Genomic DNA, 19,524 nt, shown 5'->3' with positions numbered 1-19,524 from the left:
TGGCCGGGCCGGACCGCCTATTCCGCCGCCAGCTTGCGGGCGTCGATGTCGTTGTTGATGACCATGTCCCGTTCAACATCGGTCAGCTCGACATTGAGGCCCAGCGAGCGGATTTCCTTGACGAGAACGTTGAAGCTCTCGGGGATGCCCGCCTCGAAGGTGTCGTCGCCGCGCACGATGGACTCGTAGACCTTCGTGCGGCCGGCCACGTCGTCGGACTTCACCGTCAGCATTTCCTGCAAGGTGTAGGCCGCGCCGTAAGCCTCGAGCGCCCACACCTCCATCTCGCCGAAGCGCTGGCCGCCGAACTGCGCCTTGCCGCCCAGCGGCTGCTGGGTGACGAGCGAGTACGGGCCGATCGAACGGGCGTGGATCTTGTCGTCCACCAGGTGGTGCAGCTTCAGCATGTAGATGTAGCCCACCGTCACCGGCCGGTCGAACATCTCACCCGTGCGCCCGTCATAGAGGCGCGACTGACCCGACCCGTCGAGACCGCCCTGCTCCAGCATCTTGACGATGTCCGGCTCGCGCGCACCGTCGAAGACGGGGGTCGCGATGGGGACGCCGCGCGAGAGCTGCTCGCCGAGGCGCATCACCGAGTCGTCGTCATAGTCGGCGATCGGCTCGGTCGTGCCGCCGTCGTAGATGTCGAGCATCGTCGTGCGCAGCTCGCCCGTGTCGCCGGATTCCTTGGCGAGGCGGACGAGTTCGCCGATGCGGCGGCCGAGACCGGCGCAGGCCCACCCGAGGTGCGTCTCCAGGATCTGACCGACGTTCATGCGAGACGGCACGCCGAGCGGGTTCAGAACGATGTCGACGTGCGTGCCGTCCTCGAGGAAGGGCATGTCCTCGCACGGAACGATGCGCGAGACGACGCCCTTGTTGCCGTGACGGCCGGCCATCTTGTCGCCGGGCTGGATCTTGCGCTTCACCGCCACGAAGACCTTGACCATCTTCATGACGCCGGGGGGCAGCTCGTCGCCGCGCTGCAGCTTCTCGACCTTGTCCAGGAACCGCTCCTCGAAGCGCTTCTTGGCCTGGTCGTACTGGTCACGCATCGCCTCGATGTCGGCCTGGATCTGCTCGTCCGCGAGGGCGAACATCCACCACTGGGACCGCGGCGCGGCTTCCAGAGCCTCGGCCGTGATCACCGTGTCCGGCTTGAAGCCGCGGGGACCCGACACCGCCTGCTGGCCGGTGAGGACGTCCGACAGACGGGCGAAGGTGTTGCGGTCCAGAATCGCCTGCTCGTCGTCGCGGTCCTTGGCGAGACGCTCGATCTCCTCGCGCTCGATCGCCTGGGCGCGTTCGTCCTTCTCGATGCCATGGCGGTTGAAGACACGCACCTCGACGATGGTGCCGACGACGCCCGGCGGCACACGCAGCGAGGTGTCGCGCACGTCGGACGCCTTCTCGCCGAAGATGGCGCGCAGGAGCTTCTCCTCCGGCGTCATCGGCGACTCGCCCTTCGGCGTGATCTTGCCGACGAGGATGTCACCCGCCTGCACTTCCGCGCCGATGTAGGCGATCCCAGCCTCGTCGAGGTTGCGCAGGGCTTCCTCGGACACGTTCGGGATGTCGCGCGTGATCTCCTCGGGGCCGAGCTTGGTGTCGCGGGCGGCGACTTCGAATTCCTCGATGTGGATCGAGGTGAAGACGTCGTCCTGAACGATACGTTCGGAGAGGAGGATCGAGTCCTCGAAGTTGTAGCCGTTCCAGGGCATGAACGCGACGAGCACGTTGCGGCCGAGCGCCAGATCGCCGAGCTCGGTGGACGGACCGTCGGCGATGATCTCGCCCTTCGACACCGCGTCACCCACGCGCACCAGAGGCCGCTGGTTGACGGTGGTGTTCTGGTTCGACCGCTGGAACTTCATCAGCTGATAGATGTCGACGGCCGACTTGGTCGGGTCCATCTCTTCCGTCGCGCGGATGACGATACGGGTCGCGTCCACCTGGTCCACGATGCCGGTGCGGCGGGCGGCGATCGCGGCGCCCGAATCGCGCGCCACGATCGGCTCCATGCCGGTGCCGACGAACGGCGCTTCGGCCCGCACCAGAGGCACGGCCTGACGCTGCATGTTCGAGCCCATCAGCGCGCGGTTGGCGTCGTCGTTCTCGAGGAACGGGATGAGCGCGGCGGCGACCGACACGAGCTGCTTGGGCGACACGTCCATGTAGTCGACGCGGTCGGCCGGCATCATCTGCACGTCGCCGGACTGGCGCACGACGGTCAGCTCATCGGCAAAGCGGTTGTCTTCCAGAAGCGGCGCGTTCGCCTGAGCGACGGCGTACTTCTGCTCTTCCATCGCCGACAGATACTGGACGTCGTCCGTCACCTTGCCGTTGATGACCTTGCGATACGGCGCCTCGATGAAGCCGTACTTGTTCACCCGCGCGAAGGTGGCGAGCGAGTTGATCAGACCGATGTTCGGGCCTTCCGGCGTCTCGATCGGGCAGATGCGGCCATAGTGGGTCGGGTGGACGTCGCGGACCTCGAAGCCGGCGCGCTCACGTGTCAGACCGCCGGGGCCGAGCGCCGAGAGACGGCGCTTGTGCGTCACCTCGGAGAGCGGGTTGGTCTGGTCCATGAACTGGCTGAGCTGCGAGGAGCCGAAGAACTCACGCACCGCGGCCGCAGCGGGCTTCGCGTTGATGAGGTCCTGCGGCATCACCGTCTCGATCTCGACGGATGACATGCGCTCCTTGATGGCGCGTTCCATACGAAGGAGACCCAGGCGGTACTGGTTCTCCATCAGCTCGCCGACCGAGCGGACGCGGCGGTTGCCGAGGTTGTCGATGTCGTCGATCTCGCCCTTGCCGTCGCGCAGGTCGATCAGCGTCTTGATGACCGCCATGATGTCCTCCTTACGCAGCGTGCGCTGCGTGTCGGGGGCATCGAGGTCGAGGCGCATGTTCATCTTCACGCGGCCGACGGCGGAGAGGTCGTAACGCTCAGCGTCGAAGAACAGCGACTCGAACATCGCTTCCGCGGTCTCGATCGTCGGCGGCTCACCGGGGCGCATGACGCGGTAGATGTCGAACAGCGCGCCCTCGCGCGTCTCGTTCTTGTCCGCGGTCAGCGTCTTGACGACGTAGTCGCCCTTGGTCACGTGGTCGATGTCGAGGACGGTGATCTCGGCAAGCCCCGTCTCGAGGAGCTTGTTGAGGCTCTTCTCGTCCAGCTCCTCGCCCGCTTCGGCGTAGATCTCGCCCGTCTCGAAGTTGACGATGTCGTCGCCGAGGTAGCGCTGGTAGAGCTCCTCGTCGGAGACGCGCAGCGCCTTCACGCCCTTCTCGGAGAGCTGGCGGATCGTGCGGGCCGTGATCTTGCGGCCTTCCTCGATGACGAGTTCGCCGGTGTCCGCGTCGATCAGGTCGACGTTGGCCTTCTGGCCCTTCAGGCGCTCGCCGTCGAAGGGCATGCGCCAGCCGTCGCCGTCACGGGTGTAGGTGACGCGGTCGTAGAAGGTGTGCAGGATCTCTTCCGGCGACAGGCCGAGCGCCATCATCAGCGAGGTGACGGGGATCTTGCGGCGACGGTCGATGCGGGCGTGGACGATGTCCTTCGCGTCGAACTCGATGTCGAGCCAGGAACCGCGATAGGGGATCACGCGGCCGGCGAAGAGGAGCTTGCCCGAGGAGTGCGTCTTGCCCTTGTCGTGGTCGAAGAAGACGCCCGGCGAACGGTGCATCTGCGAGACGATGACGCGCTCGGTGCCGTTGACGATGAACGTGCCGTTCTCTGTCATGAGCGGCATGTCGCCCATGTAGACGTCTTGCTCTTTGAATTCTTTCGGCGACTTGGCGCCGGTGTCCTCGTCGACATCGAACACGACGAGGCGCAGCTTCACCTTGAGGGGCGCAGCGAAGGTGATGTCGCGCTGGCGGCATTCGTCGACGTCGAACTTCGGCGCTTCGAATTCGTAGTCGACGAATTCGAGCATCGCGGTGCCGGCGAAATCGGAAATCGGGAAGACCGAGCGGAAAACGCCTTCCAGGCCCTCATCGTTCGGACGCCCGCCTTCGGGCTTATCCACGAGGAGGAACTGATCGTAGGACGCCTTCTGCACTTCGATCAGGTTCGGCATCTCCGTGACCTCACGGATGGAGCCGAAATATTTGCGAACTTGCTTACGACCTGAGAACGCCTGCGTCATACCTTGCCCCCTCTCGGTGCGGGATCATCCCGCGTCACGCGCCCCCTGCCCACCAGGACGCGAAAGGCCGGCGCTCGGGACGAGCGCCGGCGGGTTTCGACCGGCGGGGCCGGGGAGCGGCTAAGCGGTCCCCGGAGAGGACGGCGGAGGTGATGGCCATCACCCGCCGTTCCCGCCGTTGTGTGCCCGAAGGCCACGATGGTCTGCTTACTTAAGCTCGACCTTCGCGCCAGCCTCTTCGAGCTGCTTCTTGATCTTCTCGGCTTCGTCCTTGGACGCGCCTTCCTTGACGGTCTTCGGGGCGCCCTCGACCATGTCCTTGGCTTCCTTCAGGCCAAGACCGGTGATCGCACGGACTTCCTTAATGACGTTGATCTTCTTGTCGCCGGCGTTGGCCAGGACGACGTCGAACTCGGTCTTCTCTTCGGCCGGGGCCGCAGCCTCGCCAGCGCCGCCGGCGGCCGGCATCGCCATCATCGCCGGAGCGGCGGCGGCGGCGGAAACGCCCCAGCCGTCTTCCAGGCGCTTCACGAGGTCGGAGACTTCGAGGACCGTCAGGGACGACAGCTGCTCGTACAGGGCTTCGATATCTGCCATTTGATTTGATCTTTCCAGGTTGTCGGTTCAGTGGGCTTGATCCGTGGAGGATTAAGCCGCCGCTTCCAGTTTCGCCTTGTAGGCTGCGAAAACGCCGATGAGGTTCTGCGCGGGCGCATTGAGCTGGCGAGCAAACTTCTCGCCGGGCTGGTTGAGCACGCGGGCCAGGTTCGACCCCGGCATGAGGAGGACGCCCATGAGCTTGGAACGCATCTCTTCGATCGGGGGCATCTTGGCGAGAGCCTCGACACCCTTATCGTCCATCGCCGACGAGCCGATGAGGCCGCCGATGATTTTGAGCTTGTCGTTCTTCTTGGCGTATTCCGTCAGAACCTTGGGGGCCGCGACCGGATCGAGACCGTAGGCAATACCCACCGGTCCCTTGAACATCTCGGACGCGACACCGCGATCGCCATTTTCGAGCGCAATCTTGGCAAGTCTGTTCTTGATGACTTTGAACTTCGCACCAGACTTCTTCATCTGGACGCGGAGATCGGTCACCTCGGCGACGGTCAACCCAATATATTGGGTCACGACCACGGAGCCCGAAGTGGCGAACACTTCCTCGAGGAAGCTCACCATTTCTTTCTTTTCGGCTCTGTCCACCGTTCTCTCCAAGACATGGACGAACGCCTCACGGCGCCGCCCGGCTCATTGAGCCCACCAGGTTTGACCCCGATGGGCGGTTCACACCCGTCCCGAGAGCGAACGGCTACACCGTTCCGACCCCCGTCTATGCAGGTCCATTAAGGGCATACGCAACACCGCCCTCCTGCAGTCTCGGACAGGCTGCCCCGGCTACGGCACGCCCGATGGGATGCCGGTTCCGGGGCGACCCTCTCCCGGCCGAAGCCGGGGGAAGCTCTGTGCGGCGGGCCTGAGCCTGCCGCGAATTTCATTGGCGGTCGCACCGCCTGTGGGGCCGTCCGCTGGTCCGGCGCGGGCGGCGTCGCCGTGTCAGCCCGTGACCGCGCCGATCCCCCAGATGGCCATCACCACGACCATGGCGGTCGCGGCGGCGAGCATCATGCGCTGGCTGCGGCTAGTCGGTCCCGCCGGACCGCCGGCCGTGTCGCCTCTGAGGGCACGGCCGAGGGCGGCGACGACCGGTCCGAAGCGCGGCCCCGCGATCCAGCAGCGGACGAATTCCGCCACGAACCCGAACAGGGCGAGGACGACGCCGAACCCCAGGGCCAGCGTCCAGACGCCGACATCCGCGCCGCGAAAGGCCACCACATAGGCGATGGCCCCGGCGACGACTCCTCCCGAGAAGCTCAGTGCGGCGCCGACGAGACCGTCGGCAAGCTCAGCGCGTCCGGGGAGGCGCATCCGCCTTACGCGTCCGCCACCATGGAGGCGATCTCGACCTTCAGGCCGGGGCCCATGGTCGAGGTCATCGACGCCTTCTTCATGTAGGTGCCTTTGGCGCCCGTCGGCTTGGCCTTGTTCACCGCGTCGTAGAAGGCGCGGATGTTCTCGACCAGCTTGTCCTCGTCGAAGGAGAGCTTGCCGACGCCGCCATGGACGATACCGGCCTTCTCGACGCGGAACTGCACGGCGCCGCCCTTGGCGTCCTGCACGGCCTTGGCCACGTCCGGGGTCACGGTGCCGACCTTGGGGTTCGGCATCAGGCCGCGCGGGCCGAGCACCTTACCGAGACGGCCGACCAGCGGCATCATGTCCGGCGTCGCGATGCAACGCTCGAAGTCGATGTTGCCGGCCTGGACCTCGGCGACCAGCTCCTCGGCACCGACGATGTCGGCCCCGGCGGCCTTCGCCTCTTCGGCCTTGTCGCCACGGGCGAACACCGCGACCTTCACGGTCTTGCCGGTGCCGTGCGGCAGCAGGCACACGCCGCGGACCATCTGGTCGGCGTGGCGCGGGTCGACACCGAGGTTGAAGGAGACTTCGACGGTCTCGTCGAACTTCACCTTGGTCCGCGACTTCAGGAGCTTCACGGCGTCCTGGAGCGAGTAGGAGGCGCGGCGGTCGAGGCCTTCATAGACCGCCTGCATGCGCTTTGCGACCTTAGGCATCGACGACCTCCAGACCCATCGACTTCGCGGAACCCACGACCATCTTCGCCGCCTGCTCGACCGTGTCGGCGTTGAGGTCGGCCATCTTCTTCTCGGCGATCTCCAGGCACTGGGCCATGGTGACCGTGCCGGCCTTCTCCTTGCCCGGCGCCTTGGAGCCGGACGAGAGGCCCGTGGCCTTCTTCAGGAAGAAGGAGACCGGCGGGGTCTTGATCTGGAAGGTGAAGGACTTGTCCGTATAATACGTGATGACGGTCGGACAGGGCGCACCCTTTTCCATGTCCTGCGTCTTCGCGTTGAACTCCTTCGTGAACATCACGATGTTCAAGCCGCGCTGACCCAGCGCCGGGCCGATCGGCGGCGACGGGGTCGCGGCGCCGGCCGGCACCTGCAGCTTGATATAACCGGCAATCTTCTTTGCCATCTGAACTCCTTAAAGGGTGTCGCCACCCTGCCAAAGGTCGGGCCCCATGCCCGTCTGCGGTTCGGGTGCGGGGATTGGCCGTCCCCCTGCCCTGCCGCAATTTCGCCGCCCGAAGACGGAAACTCTCGGATCACCCGCCCGGCGCCGAAGCGTGCGGGCCGTCAGTGCAACGATGGCTTATTGTGCCATCTTCTCCACCTGGCCATATTCCAGCTCGACGTTGGTCGGCCGGCCGAAGATGGACACCGCCACCTTCACGCGCGCCCGCTCGTCGTCGACCTCTTCGACCAGGCCGTTGAACGAGGCGAACGGGCCGTCGGCCACGCGCACCTGCTCGCCCACCTCGAAGGTGATCTTCGGACGCGGACGCTCCACCTCCTCGGTCACCTGGTGCAGGATCCGCTCGGCCTCGCGGTCGGGGATCGGCTGCGGCCGCTGCGTCGCGCCCAGGAACCCCGTCACCTTCGGGGTGTTCTTGATCAGGTGGAACACCTGGTCCGTCAGCGCGCACTTGACGAGAACGTAGCCGGGGAAGGTCACCCGCTCGGTCTCGACCCGGCGGCCGCGCTTGACCTCGGTCACCTTCTCCTTGGGCACCAGGACATCGTCGAAATAGTCCGTCAGCCCACGCAGTTCGGCCTCCGCGAGAATCGCCTCGCGGACCTTGTTCTCGAAGTTGGTGTAGGCGTGGACGATGTACCAACGCTTGTTCATGTATCTCGCCTTACAGATCCGTCGGGGCTGCCGTCCGGGCGCATCAACCGAGGATCTGGCCGATGCCCCAGCCGAGGATCCGGTCCACTAAAAAGAAGAACACCGATGCGAATGCGCACATAATGAAGACCATCACCGTGGTGATGATGGTCTCACGCCGGCTCGGCCAGACCACCTTCGCGGCCTCCTGCCTCACCTGCTGGATGAACGTCATCGGATTCGTCGCCACTCAGACCCCTCTGGCCGCATCGGCCTTAGACCGCCACGACACACTTATCGCAATCGACGCACTGAAGCCCCGCAGCGCCGCCGCAGGGCTTTCCCGACACCGATCGTCGAAACAACGCGGCGCACGACCCCCTTCGGCGCCTCGCGGAGGCCGTACCTAACAATCACCGGATCAAGATGCAACCCCTCCACCACCATATGCGTTAAGCGCGGCTTTGAAAGGTGTGGATCGCTGCTCGGCGCCAAATCGTGTCCAGCGAATGCGAGATGGCGGGCGCGAAAACGCGGAGAGCTGCGAGCGACCGGGCGTGGCAGGGGCGGAGGGACTCGAACCCCCGGCCTACGGTTTTGGAGACCGCCGCTCTACCAACTGAGCTACACCCCTATCTGCGCCCTGCAATAGTCGCTGTTGGACGGCTTCGCAAGAGCGAACACAGGGACCGCGCCTTCCCGATCCACAAATCGGTCGTTCGGCAGTGTGACGACCGTTCGGGGCCCGCTTAGAGATACCACTCATCCCTGAAAAGGCAGCGCCTTTCTGCGCTACGCTCATGGATTGATCCAAAGGCCGATCGCTTCTCGGCAAGTGAATAACAAACACGTTATTCAATGTTGAACGGCGCCTTGCCCGTCGTTACAACGATTTAAAGCGCTAGATCGTACAAATGCGATAGCTTGCAACCTGCCGGCCGACCTGTCGCCGTTGCATTTTCATTGCAAGATCAAAAGGGAAGACTTCGAGTGGCCAATTTCAGAGGAACTCCGGGCAACGACGATATCGCCGGAAGCGACAATGGCGACGTGATCCTCGGCCTCGCCGGCAACGATACGCTGTTCGGCGAGGCCGGTGACGATCTCATCATCGGCGGCCCGGGCAAGGACACGATATCCGGCGGTCTCGGCGCCGACACGATCGACGGCTTGCGCGGCAGCGGCCGGTCATTTCCCGACTATGATCAGATCGACTATTCGATCGGCGACGAGCCCATCATCTACGGGGCCAACGTGAACCTCGCCGCCGGTTGGGTCATCGACCCCTACGGCTTCACCGACACCTTGATCGACATCGAAGGCGCGGCCGGCACCTCCTGGCTCGACATCCTGGTCGGCGGCAATCCCGACAACGACGACTACGAGGCCTTCTTCGGCTACGACGGCTACGACACGATCGACGGGGGCAGCGGCATCGACGAGGCGCGCTACGACCGCGACGTAGATTATGGCGGGAACGAGGGCATCACCGCGCTCCTGCGCAGTTACTTCGTCGACGACGGGTTCGGCTATTCCGACCATGTGCAGAACGTCGAAATCATCCGCGCGACGCAATTCCGCGATTTTCTGGCCGGTGACGCCGGTGACAACACGTTTCGCGGTCTCGGCGGCAGTGACGTCATGATCGGCGGCAACGGCGACGATCGGGCCGACTACTCCCTCGACCTCATGTACGGCGGCCAGAACGGCGTCTCGGTCAACCTCTTCAAGGGCCGGGGGACGGACGGGTTCGGACGGTCCGACAGGTACAAGTCGATCGAGGACGTGACCGGCACCAAGATGAACGATTTTCTCTTCGGGAGCCGTGACGACAACAACATGATCGGCGGCGGCGGCGAGGATACAATCAACGGCTACAACGGGGACGACGAGCTGTTCGGCAACAATGGCGACGACAGCATCGTGGGCGGCGCCGGGAACGATTCCCTCTATGGCGGCAACGGGGCCGACTCGCTCGACGGCGGCGACGACGACGACATTCTCCTCGGCGGCAATGACGACGACACGCTGCTGGGCGGCGACGGCGACGACTGGCTCGACGGCGGCGACGGCCTGGACGTGTTGAACGGCGGCGCCGGCAACGACACCTTCGCCTTCGACACGCCGGCCCTGGGCACCGACACGATCCAGGACTTCGCCGGCGGCGAGGACCAGGTTGCCATCGAATCGGACGGTTTCGGGGGCGTCACGCTGCTCGTGGAGGGGGTCAACTTCATCGAGGGGCATCGCGGCGCCTCGGCGGAGGAAACGCCGACGTTCCTCTACTCGCAGGACCGCGGCAATCTGTGGTTCGACGTGGACGGCACCGGCGACGCGGCCCCCGTTCTCTTCGCAAACCTACTGAACAGCCCGCACCTCCACGCGAGCGACTTCGTCATCGTCTGAGCGAAGGGGCCGCCGCCGGGTTCGACCCGCGTGGCGGCCCGTCGATCTGCTGTCGACAGGTGTTGGTGGCTTGCGCAGGTCGGACGCCTGCGGGTCTCGGGCCATCACCCAGTCGAAATTCCGGCCATAAGGTTGTGGTCTCACGGCAAACCGGCTGGAGCGGGTGAAGGGAATCGAACCCTCGTCATCAGCTTGGAAGGCTGTTGCTCTACCATTGAGCTACACCCGCGGTGCCGAGAAATGCGGCTCAGCCGCGCCTCTGGCGAACGTTCGGGACCGCCGTGAACAGGCGTCGGCCCGGCCGCCAGCCCCTCAGATAGCTCACTCTCGCCGTGCTGTCACCCATCGGCGTACGGCGGGGGAGCACTGTCCCCCGCCCTCAGGCCGTCTCGCGGTCGAGCGGCTCGTCGGCGAGGAAGCCGCCGGACTGACGCGACCAGAGGCGCGCATAAAGGCCGTTCAGGCTGACAAGCTCGGCGTGCGAGCCGTCCTCCACCACGCGCCCTTTGTCTAGCACCACAAGACGGTCCAGCGAGGCGATGGTGGAGAGGCGATGCGCGATCGCGATCACGCTCTTCCCCTCCATCAGCGCGAAGAGGCTCTCCTGAATGGCCGCTTCTACCTCTGAATCGAGGGCACTCGTCGCCTCGTCCAGGACCAGGATCGGGGCGTTCTTCAAGAACACCCGCGCAATGGCGATGCGCTGGCGCTGACCGCCGGAGAGCTTGACGCCGCGGTCACCCACGAAGGCATCGAAACCCGTGCGGCCCTCCGCGTCGCTGAGGCCCTCGATGAAGTCGAGCGCGTTGGCCCGACGCGCCGCCTCGCGCATTTCAGCGTCCGTCGCGTCGGGCCGGCCGTAGACGATGTTGTCGCGGATCGATCGGTGCAGCAGCGCCGGCTCCTGGCTGACGACGCCGATCGCCGCTCGCAGCGAATCCTGGCTGACGGTGGAAATGTCCTGCCCGTCGATGAGGATGCGCCCGGCCTCCAGATCGTGGAGGCGAAGAAGGAGGTTCATCAACGTCGTCTTGCCTGCCCCCGAAGGGCCGACGAGGCCGATTTTTTCGCCAGGTCTCACCGTGAGGTCGAGGTGGTCGATCACCCCTCTCGCCTTGCCGTAATGGAAGCGGATACCGTCGAAGACGATCTCGCCTCGCTCCACCTTCAGTGCGGGGGCGGCGGGCGCGTCGGTCACCGCGGGAGGCTTGGAGAGCATCTGCCGCCCGTCGGCGATGGTGCCGACCGCCTCGAACAGCATCGTCATTTCCCACATCACCCAATGGGAGAGGCCGTTGAGGCGCAGCACCAGGGTGATCGACATGGCGAGCGCACCCAGTGAGATGGAATCGATCGTCCAAAAGTAGATGCCGAGCGCACCGATCGAGAACAGCAGCAGCGAGTTCAGCCCGTAATTAACCGTGTTGAAGGCTGTGATGAGCCGCATCTGCCGGTGAACGGTCACGAGGAAACCGTCCATCGCCTCGCGCGTATAGTCGCGCTCGCGAGCCGCGTGGGAGAAGAGCTTCACCGTCTGGATGTTGGTGTAGGCGTCGACGACGCGTCCGGTCATAGCCGAACGCGCATCGGCCTGCGCCTCGGACGCTGCGGCAAGGCGCGGGATGAACCACCACAACGAGAGCGCGTAGACCGTTGCCCAGGCGATGAGCGGGATCATCAACCGCCAATCGGCTTGCCCGGCGACGACCACCATGCCGATGAAGAAAGCGAGCACGTAGGTGAAGACGTCGCACACCCTCAGCGCCACGTCGCGCACGGCGACCGCGGTCTGCATAACCTTTGTGGCGATGCGCCCGGCGAACTCGTCGGCGAAGAAGGCGACGGGCATCCTGAGAAGGTGCCGGTGGCTGATCCAGCGGGCCACCATGGTGTAGTTCCCGGCCAGAGTCTGATGCAGCAGCGCCGACTGGATGAAGACCAGTGTCGGCAGGCCGATCAGAATTGCAGCGCCGGTCAGGGCGAGGATGTGGCCGTCCTCTGCCATCAGCGTCGCCGGGTCGCGCGTCGCCAGCCAATCGACGAGCGTGCCGAGGAAGCCGAACAGGAAGGCCTCTCCCAGTCCGATCGCCGCCGACAGCGCGCACATGATGGCGACCCATGGCCACACGTCGCGCGAATAATGCCACATGAACGCGATGAAGCGTTGCGGTGGTGTCTCGATCGCACGGGCGGGATAGGGGTCGACCAGCCGTTCAAAGAAGCCAAGCATGCGTCCCTCCGTGGCGGGGATATAGAGGCTGCCGGGGCCTGCGCACAATGAACCTCTCGTGTCGCTCGATCCGGCGGGCCCGATCCCTCATCCCGAGCGCGCGATCTGCACCCTTCCGGCGCGGCCTGCGAGGCCCTAGGATGTTCCGATGAGACGGAAATGCCGCGCCCCTGCCCTCGCCTTTGCTCCTACCGTCACCTCAGCCAGTGCCATCGCGCCTGCCCGTGGGTTCGCCGTTTCCCGTGCGTTCGCCGCTGCGGTGGGCTTCGCCGCCGTGCTGACGGGGCTGTGGCCGCTTGCCGCATCCGCGCAAGGCTCGCAGCCGGGTTCCGCGCCGGTCCGGCCGGTGACGGAGCCCGTCACCAGCGGCTTCAATATCTTCCGCCGGCTTGCGGGGGGCTCCGGGGGCGCGGAGGCGAACAAAGCCGCGTTGCTTGCCGCCTATCCTGGCGCCTTCCGGTTCGAAGGAAACCACGCCGTCTTCCCCTCCGGAACGCGCATCGTGTGGGACGATGGCCGAACGAAGTCGCCGGACCAGTTGCTGACCGATCCGGACCTCGAAGACATGTTCCACTATCCCTACCCCGCGGGCGCTGGAATCAGTCCTCCGGGACGAGACCAGGATCCTGGCCGCATTCGCAACGATACGTTCTTCCGCGCACTCTATGGCGCCAGCGAGGGAGACGTGAGGTCGACCCTCGTCGCGGTGCCGTGGGTTCCTTCGCTGGGAGGCGGTCGGTTGATGGTCACGCGGCGATTCGGCGTCGACCGCCAACTTTCCCGAGTATCGGCCGAACTCGAGCGCCTGCCCCCACAATTCCACACGTTTCTCGTCCCCTCTGCGGGAACGTTCAACTGGCGCGCGATCGCCGGGACCAATCGGATGAGCGTGCATTCGTTCGGTGCCGCGATCGACATCAACACCCGGCACACGAACTACTGGCGCTGGGACGCGGGGAACGGAGGCGGAACTTTACCTTACAAAAATAAAATCCCGCTTGAGGTTGTGAAAATTTTTGAGAAATATTGTTTCGTCTGGGGAGGGCGTTGGTATCATTATGATACAATGCACTTCGAGTACAGGCCCGAACTCTTACCCGACTGTCGGCGAAATTGAATTTCGCTCGTCCTCCAAGGCTCTTGCTGGAATCTCTCCACATTGCCGGGCTTCAAAACCGGGCGTACCTTTTCATCAAACGATGATGGAGGGGGAAACCTGTGACACGTTCGGTTTCGCTGGACGACAAGTATGACCTCTCGAAGGAGCATGTGTTCCTGTCGGGGACGCAGGCGCTGGTGCGGCTGTGCCTGGCGCAGATTGCGCGGGACGAAGCGGCGGGACACCGGACGGCGGGCTATGTGACGGGCTATCGCGGCTCGCCTCTCGGCGGCCTCGACCAGACCTTCGGGCGCATCAAGAAAGTGCTTGGCGACAGGGTCCTGTTTCAGCCCGGCCTCAACGAGGACCTCGCCGCCACCGCCGTCTGGGGCAGTCAGCGCGCCGGCCTCTATGGCGAGAACAAGTATGACGGCGTCTTCGGCCTCTGGTACGGCAAGGGCCCCGGCGTCGACCGCTCGGGCGACGTCTTCCGCCACGCCAACCTCTCCGGCACGGCCCCGCTCGGCGGCGTCCTCGCCCTGATGGGCGACGACCACACCTGCGAAAGCTCCACGACCGCCCATCAGTCCGAATTCGGCATGATCAATACGCTCATGCCGATCCTGTCGCCCGCAGGCGTGCAGGATATCGTCGATTACGGCCTCCTCGGCATCGCCATGAGCCGCTTCTCGGGCCTGTGGATCGGCTTCAAGCTCGTCAAGGACACGGTGGAATCCACCGCCTCCATCGACGGGCGCACCGACCGTCTCTCCATCGTCACGCCGGACTTTACGTTCGCCCAAAGCCCCAACATCTCCGCCCTCCCCTTCGACGCGCTGCGCGAAGAGGCGCTACTGCACGAGGTGAAGCTTCCGGCCGCTGCCGCCTTCGCGCGGGCCAACGGCCTCAACCCCATCGTCATGCGCGGCGGGCGAGAGGCGCGGATCGGCCTCGTCGGGACCGGCAAGAGCTGGCTCGACCTCCTTGAGGCCCTCGCCGCCCTCGGTATCGACGAGGTCGCCGCCGCCAATCTCGGCATCCGCGTCATGAAGGTCGGCATGCCCTGGCCGATCCCGCGCGAGGACATTGCGGAGTTCGCGGACGGTCTCGAGCAGATCATCGTCGTCGAAGAAAAGCGCGGCTTGATCGAGCCGCAGTTCAAGGACGCGCTCTACGGCACCGCCAACGCGCCCGTCATCATCGGCAAACAGGACGAGACGGGCGCGACGCTGTTCCGCGCCCCCGCCGCGCTCGACGCCAACCACGTCGCGCGCGAGATCGGCCGCCGCCTGGCGGACCGCGGCGTCGAGCTCGTGAAGGGCCCGCTCGCCGAGCTGGACGCGCTGGCGGCGCGCATGAAGACGACGCAGGATATCACTCAGCGCAAACCCTATTTCTGCGCAGGGTGCCCGCATTCCTCGTCCACCGTGGTGCCGGAAGGCTCGAAGGCCGCGGCCGGCATCGGCTGTCACTTTATGGCCATCTGGATGGACCGTGAGACCGTCGGCTTCACCCAGATGGGCGGGGAAGGCGCGCAGTGGATCGGCGAGGCGCCCTTCTCCACCCGCTCCCACATGTTCCAGAACCTGGGCGACGGCACCTACAACCACTCCGGCTCGCTAGCGATCCGCGCCGCCGTCGCCGCCGGAACCCACGTCACCTATAAAGTGCTTTTCAACGACGCAGTGGCGATGACCGGCGGCCAGACCCACGACGGCGGGCAACTCAGCCCCGCGCGCATCGCAGCCCAGCTGAGGGCCGAAGGCGTCGGCGAGGTCGCCATCGTCACCGACGAGCCGGACAAATATGACGGCATGCGGATCGAGGCCACGGTCGACCACCGCGACGATATCATGGAGGTGCAGAAGCGCCTCGCCGCGACGCCTGGCGTGACGGCGATGATCTACGACCAGACCTGCGCCTCCGAGAAGCGCCGCCGCCGCAAGCGCGGGGCCTTCCCGGATCCCGATCAGCGCGTCGTCATCAACGAGCGGGTGTGCGAGGGCTGCGGCGACTGCGGCGTTCAATCGAACTGCGTGGCGATCCAGCCGGTGGAGACCGCCTTCGGGCGCAAACGGCAGATCGACCAGTCCTCCTGCAACAAGGACTTCTCCTGCCTGAAGGGCTTCTGCCCCTCCTTCGTCACCGTGAAGGGCGCCAAGCTGAAGGCCACCAGCGTGCCCGACATGCCGGCCGATCTTCCGGAACCCGAGCGCTCCGTACTGACGGACACGATGGGGCTTCTGGTCACCGGCGTCGGCGGAACGGGAGTCGTCACGGTGGGCGCGGTGATCGGCATGGCGGCGCATATCGAGGGTCTCGGCGCCGGGATCATCGACATGGCAGGCCTCGCCCAAAAGGGCGGGGCGGTGCTTTCCCATATCAAGATCGCGCCGCGCCCCGAGGACGTGACGACGATCCGCGTCGGCCCGGGCGATGCGATGGCGGTGCTCGGCTGCGACATCGCGGTGGCGGGGTCGGCGAAGGTGCTGGCGGCCATCGGCGAGGGGGCGAAGGTCGTCGTCAACACGCACGAGCAGTTCCCGGGCGACTTCACCAAGCGGCTCGACTTCTCGCTGCCGTCGCGGCGGATCGTTGCGGCGCTGGAAGCGCGGGCAGAAACGCGCGCCTTCGACGCGACGGCCGCGGCGGTCGCCCTCTTCGGCGATGCGATCGCGTCGAACATGATGATCATGGGGGCTGCCTATCAGGCGGGAGCGCTGCCGATCTCGGCGGCCTCGCTGGAGGAGGCGATCCGTCTCAACGGCGCCGCGGTGCCGATGAACCTGGCCGCCTTCCGCGCAGGGCGCCTGTCGGTGGCCGATCCGGCACGATTCCAGGCGATGCTGGATGCCGCGAAGGGGACGCCTCTACCGCACCGCGTCGAGCCGGCGAACGCCGCCGAGCGGGTGGAGCGCTACGCCGCCAGCCTGACGGCTTACCAGGACGCGGCCTATGCAGCGCGGTTCACCGGCCGCATCGAGGCGCTGCGGGCGGCGGCGGCGCGCGCAGGGATCGACGGTGAGGCACTGGCCGACATGGCCGCGCGCCAGCTCTACAAGATGATGGCGATCAAGGACGAGTACGAGGTCGCCCGGCTCTACACCGACGGCGGCTTCGCTGATCAGTTGAAGTCCCAGTTCGCGGGGTTCGAGCGGCTGGAATTCCACATGGCGCCGCCGATCCTGTCGCGGCCGGACCACCGCACGGGGCGACCGGCCAAGCGCGTCTTCGGGCCGTGGATGCTGAAGCTGCTGCCGCTTCTGGCGGGCTGGCGCAAGCACCGCGGCACCTGGCTCGACGTGTTCGGCCGCACGGCCGAGCGGCGGGAGGAGCGGGCGATGCTTGCGCGCTATGAGGCGACGGTGGACCACATCGCCGCCACGTTGACGGCGGAGCGTGCAGCTCCCGCCCTGGCGCTCGCCGGTTGGACCGACGTCGTGAAGGGCTACGGCCCGGTGCGCGCCGCCAACGCCGAAAAGGCCCTGGCGCGCCTCCCGGAGCTGGAAGCCGCCTACGACGCCGCCACCGGCGTGGCGCGCCAGGCCGCCGAATGACCACCCACGGCGCCGTTGCCTCCGCAACGGCGCCGCCGTCTTAACGAACCACACCGCGAGGCAGCGTCACCCGGACGGTAAGTCCGCCCGAGACGGGGCTTTCAAGGGTGACATCGCCCCCATGGGCGCGGATGAGGGTGCGGGCAATGGAAAGACCGAGGCCTGCCCCGCCCGTTTCAGCATTGCGCGAACTTTCGAGCCGCTTGAACGGCTCGAACATCTCGGCATGGCGATCAATAGGAATACCAGGACCGCTGTCCGTAATGGTGACGGCAACGCCGGTGCCATCCTCGGAAAGGTCGATGTGCCCGACTCCGGCATAGCGGCGCGCGTTTTCCACCAGATTTGCGAAAGCACGCGTCAAAGCGACCGGCCGCCCGTCTAGCATGAGATGCTCAGGCCCTGCATAAGTAACAACGTCACCAGAGAGGCCGGCGAGGACAGCGGCCAGATCGACACGTCGGCAAGGCTCCGGCTCGGCCTCGCTGCGGCCGAAGTCCAGCAAGCCGTCGGCCATGACACGCATCTCGTCCAGAGTGCGCACCATCGCCTCTCGTTCCTCATCCACCTCCAGCATCTCCGCCCGGATTCTGAGCGAGGTTATGGGCGTGCGCAAATCGTGACCGACGGCAGCGATTGTGCGGGCACGCTCGTCGTCGAATTGGGCGATGCGCGACTGCATGGCGTTGAAGGCCTCTGCGGCCCGGCGCACCTCTGCCGGCCCCCCCACCTCAGCGGTGGCGCTGCGGTCGCCGAACCCGGCCCGCTCGGCCGCTGCGGCCAGGGAGCGGATCGGCCGCGTGAGACGGCGGGTGAAGAGGATCCCGGCACCGACCACGGTGATGAGGGAGAGGCCGAGCGTCATGAGGACCGTACGCCCGCCGATGGGCGGCAGGCGACCCGGCCCTGGAAGACGTGCATTGAGCCACGTGCCGTCGCCGAACGGGATGGACGCCACCACGTCGGACGGAGCGTCCGGGTCCCGGTGGCGGGGCCCGTGGCGGCGAGGTCGGTCGTCATCGTGATCGCCGCCGTGGCGCCCTGAACGTCGCCCGCCGCTGTGCTCCTCCTCGTCGGCACGTGGACGGGGCCAGGGGCGGCCGTCCGGGTCCACCGCCACGCGCGCGGGAACGGAGACGCCGAGGCCGGACAGCTCCTCGTTCAACTCATCGGCGAGATCGCGGGCGAGCCTGTCCGGAGCGTTTGCCGCGGCTTCGGGATCCGCGGCGACACGAAGCTGCAGGAACGGAGTCGAGGAGTTGGCCGCGATGTTGGGGCGCAGGGCCGGAGCGACATCGATCATGGCGGCAGCGAGACCGGCCAGCCGTTCGATCTGCGCTGTACGGCGTACGTCGCGGGCAACCCGCGTGCGCTCATGCTCCACCAGGATGAGTGCGATGAGGTTCGCCACCAGCAGCGCCGCAACAAGAACGAGAGCAAACTGCGCGGTGATGGTGCGCGGGAGGACAACACGGGCAATCCGGCCGACACGCATCAGGAGAGTGTCTCCACGTCGGCTGCGAGACGATAGCCGCCGCCCCATTCAGTAGCGATGATGGTCGCGCGCTTGGCGTCCGGCTCCAGCTTGCGGCGTAGGCGGCTGATGTGGTTGTCGATCGCCCGGTCGTAGGGCTTGGCCTCGCGCCCTTGAGTGAGATCGAGAAGCTGATCCCGGCTCAGCACCTGACCCGGCCGGTCTAAGAATGCGACGAGAAGCCGATTTTCGGCGGTTGTGAGAAGGACTTCGCGCCCGTCCGGCGTGGTGACCATGCCAGCGGCAGGATCGTGCACGAAGCCGGCGAACGCGCGGCGGCCGGGTGGAACGGGCTCGCGCGATGGAGGCACGCGCCGGAGGATGGCGCGGATGCGGGCCAGAAGCTCGCGCGGATTGAACGGCTTGACCACATAATCATCGGCGCCGAGCTCCAGCCCGACGATCCGGTCGGCATCGTCGGCCATCGCTGTGAGCAAAATGACGGGCGGACCATCGGTCGACGAGAGCCAGCGGCAGAGCGACAGCCCATCCTCACCCGGCATCATGATGTCGAGCACCACGAGGTCGATGGCGTTGGTGGCCATCGCTTGGCGCGCAGCGGTGGCGTCGCCTGCCAGGCTGACCCGGTGGCCGTGCTTCTTGAGATAGGTGCCGAGAGGCTCACGAATATCGCGCGCATCGTCGACGACCAGAATGTGGGGCTCGTACGTCTCGTCCATGACGCTGGTGTAGCGCCGATCGCACCGCTCCGCAGGGAACTTTGTCGCCGACTGTATCAGTGCATGGGTGATGAGAGGGATGGCGACAAAGTCAGGGTTTGGCCGACA

14 protein-coding genes and 2 tRNA genes are annotated in these 19,524 nt (G+C 66.0%); 3 read left to right on the top strand and 13 right to left on the bottom strand.

The genetic code is table 11. The features are described from left to right. Window positions 1–17: 17 nt before the first annotated feature. The 9 genes from rpoB to BIX52_RS10830 form a co-directional block, all read right to left on the bottom strand. Window positions 18–4,160, bottom strand: coding sequence for a DNA-directed RNA polymerase subunit beta (gene rpoB, locus BIX52_RS10870; RefSeq protein WP_075221078.1), 4,143 nt, complete (start codon window positions 4,158–4,160; stop codon window positions 18–20). A gap of 207 nt (window positions 4,161–4,367) precedes the next feature. Then, window positions 4,368–4,757, bottom strand: coding sequence for a 50S ribosomal protein L7/L12 (gene rplL, locus BIX52_RS10865; RefSeq protein ID WP_075221077.1), 390 nt, complete (start codon window positions 4,755–4,757; stop codon window positions 4,368–4,370). A gap of 51 nt (window positions 4,758–4,808) precedes the next feature. Next, window positions 4,809–5,363 (bottom strand): 50S ribosomal protein L10, encoded by a 555-nt coding sequence (gene rplJ / locus BIX52_RS10860; protein ID WP_075221208.1) that lies wholly within the window; start codon window positions 5,361–5,363, stop codon window positions 4,809–4,811. Between the two features lie 351 nt (window positions 5,364–5,714). After that, window positions 5,715–6,086: a hypothetical protein gene (locus BIX52_RS10855; protein ID WP_075221076.1), complete on the bottom strand. Its 372-nt coding sequence runs from the start codon at window positions 6,084–6,086 to the stop codon at window positions 5,715–5,717. Window positions 6,087–6,091: 5 nt separating this feature from the next. Beyond that, a complete protein-coding gene (rplA, locus tag BIX52_RS10850; RefSeq protein WP_075221075.1) occupies window positions 6,092–6,793 on the bottom strand; it encodes a 50S ribosomal protein L1 in 702 nt (233 codons plus the stop codon). Further along, window positions 6,786–7,217, bottom strand: coding sequence for a 50S ribosomal protein L11 (rplK, locus tag BIX52_RS10845; RefSeq protein WP_075221074.1), 432 nt, complete (start codon window positions 7,215–7,217; stop codon window positions 6,786–6,788). Before rplK ends, rplA begins: the two co-directional genes overlap by 8 nt. A 177-nt stretch (window positions 7,218–7,394) precedes the next feature. Beyond that, window positions 7,395–7,931: a transcription termination/antitermination protein NusG gene (gene nusG / locus BIX52_RS10840; protein WP_075221073.1), complete on the bottom strand. Its 537-nt coding sequence runs from the start codon at window positions 7,929–7,931 to the stop codon at window positions 7,395–7,397. Between the two features lie 43 nt (window positions 7,932–7,974). After that, window positions 7,975–8,145: a preprotein translocase subunit SecE gene (gene secE / locus BIX52_RS10835; protein ID WP_075221072.1), complete on the bottom strand. Its 171-nt coding sequence runs from the start codon at window positions 8,143–8,145 to the stop codon at window positions 7,975–7,977. Window positions 8,146–8,468: 323 nt separating this feature from the next. Beyond that, a tRNA-Trp gene (locus tag BIX52_RS10830) sits at window positions 8,469–8,544 on the bottom strand. A 356-nt stretch (window positions 8,545–8,900) separates the two neighbouring features. Between BIX52_RS10830 and BIX52_RS10825 the strand changes: the two genes are divergently transcribed. Further along, on the top strand, window positions 8,901–10,316 hold the full coding sequence (locus BIX52_RS10825; RefSeq protein ID WP_075221071.1) for a calcium-binding protein: 1,416 nt from the start codon (window positions 8,901–8,903) through the stop codon (window positions 10,314–10,316). 155 nt (window positions 10,317–10,471) lie between these two features. Here the strand turns inward: BIX52_RS10825 and BIX52_RS10820 are convergent. Together BIX52_RS10820 and BIX52_RS10815 are read right to left on the bottom strand one after the other, a co-directional pair. Beyond that, window positions 10,472–10,545 (bottom strand) — tRNA-Gly (locus tag BIX52_RS10820). A gap of 150 nt (window positions 10,546–10,695) precedes the next feature. Next, window positions 10,696–12,546: an ABC transporter ATP-binding protein gene (locus BIX52_RS10815; protein ID WP_075221070.1), complete on the bottom strand. Its 1,851-nt coding sequence runs from the start codon at window positions 12,544–12,546 to the stop codon at window positions 10,696–10,698. 148 nt (window positions 12,547–12,694) lie between these two features. Between BIX52_RS10815 and BIX52_RS10810 the strand changes: the two genes are divergently transcribed. Then, window positions 12,695–13,663 carry a M15 family metallopeptidase gene (locus BIX52_RS10810; protein ID WP_083660166.1) on the top strand — a complete coding sequence of 323 codons (969 nt, stop codon included), beginning with the start codon at window positions 12,695–12,697 and terminating at the stop codon, window positions 13,661–13,663. Between the two features lie 101 nt (window positions 13,664–13,764). Further along, window positions 13,765–17,202, top strand: coding sequence for an indolepyruvate ferredoxin oxidoreductase family protein (locus tag BIX52_RS10805; RefSeq protein WP_075221069.1), 3,438 nt, complete (start codon window positions 13,765–13,767; stop codon window positions 17,200–17,202). A gap of 40 nt (window positions 17,203–17,242) precedes the next feature. Here BIX52_RS10805 and BIX52_RS10800 read toward each other — a convergent pair whose 3' ends face one another. Both BIX52_RS10800 and BIX52_RS10795 read right to left on the bottom strand, forming a co-directional pair. Beyond that, complete coding sequence (locus tag BIX52_RS10800; RefSeq protein WP_075221068.1) at window positions 17,243–18,697, bottom strand: HAMP domain-containing histidine kinase; 1,455 nt, start codon at window positions 18,695–18,697, stop codon at window positions 17,243–17,245. Beyond that, window positions 18,697–19,416, bottom strand: coding sequence for a response regulator (locus BIX52_RS10795; protein WP_075221067.1), 720 nt, complete (start codon window positions 19,414–19,416; stop codon window positions 18,697–18,699). The genes BIX52_RS10800 and BIX52_RS10795 overlap by 1 nt, the downstream gene beginning before the upstream one ends. Between the last annotated feature and the right edge of the window lie 108 nt (window positions 19,417–19,524).

The organism is Acuticoccus yangtzensis, assembly GCF_001927245.1.
Lineage (GTDB): Bacteria > Pseudomonadota > Alphaproteobacteria > Rhizobiales > Amorphaceae > Acuticoccus > Acuticoccus yangtzensis.
This window is presented reverse-complemented; position numbering and strand designations above follow the sequence as displayed.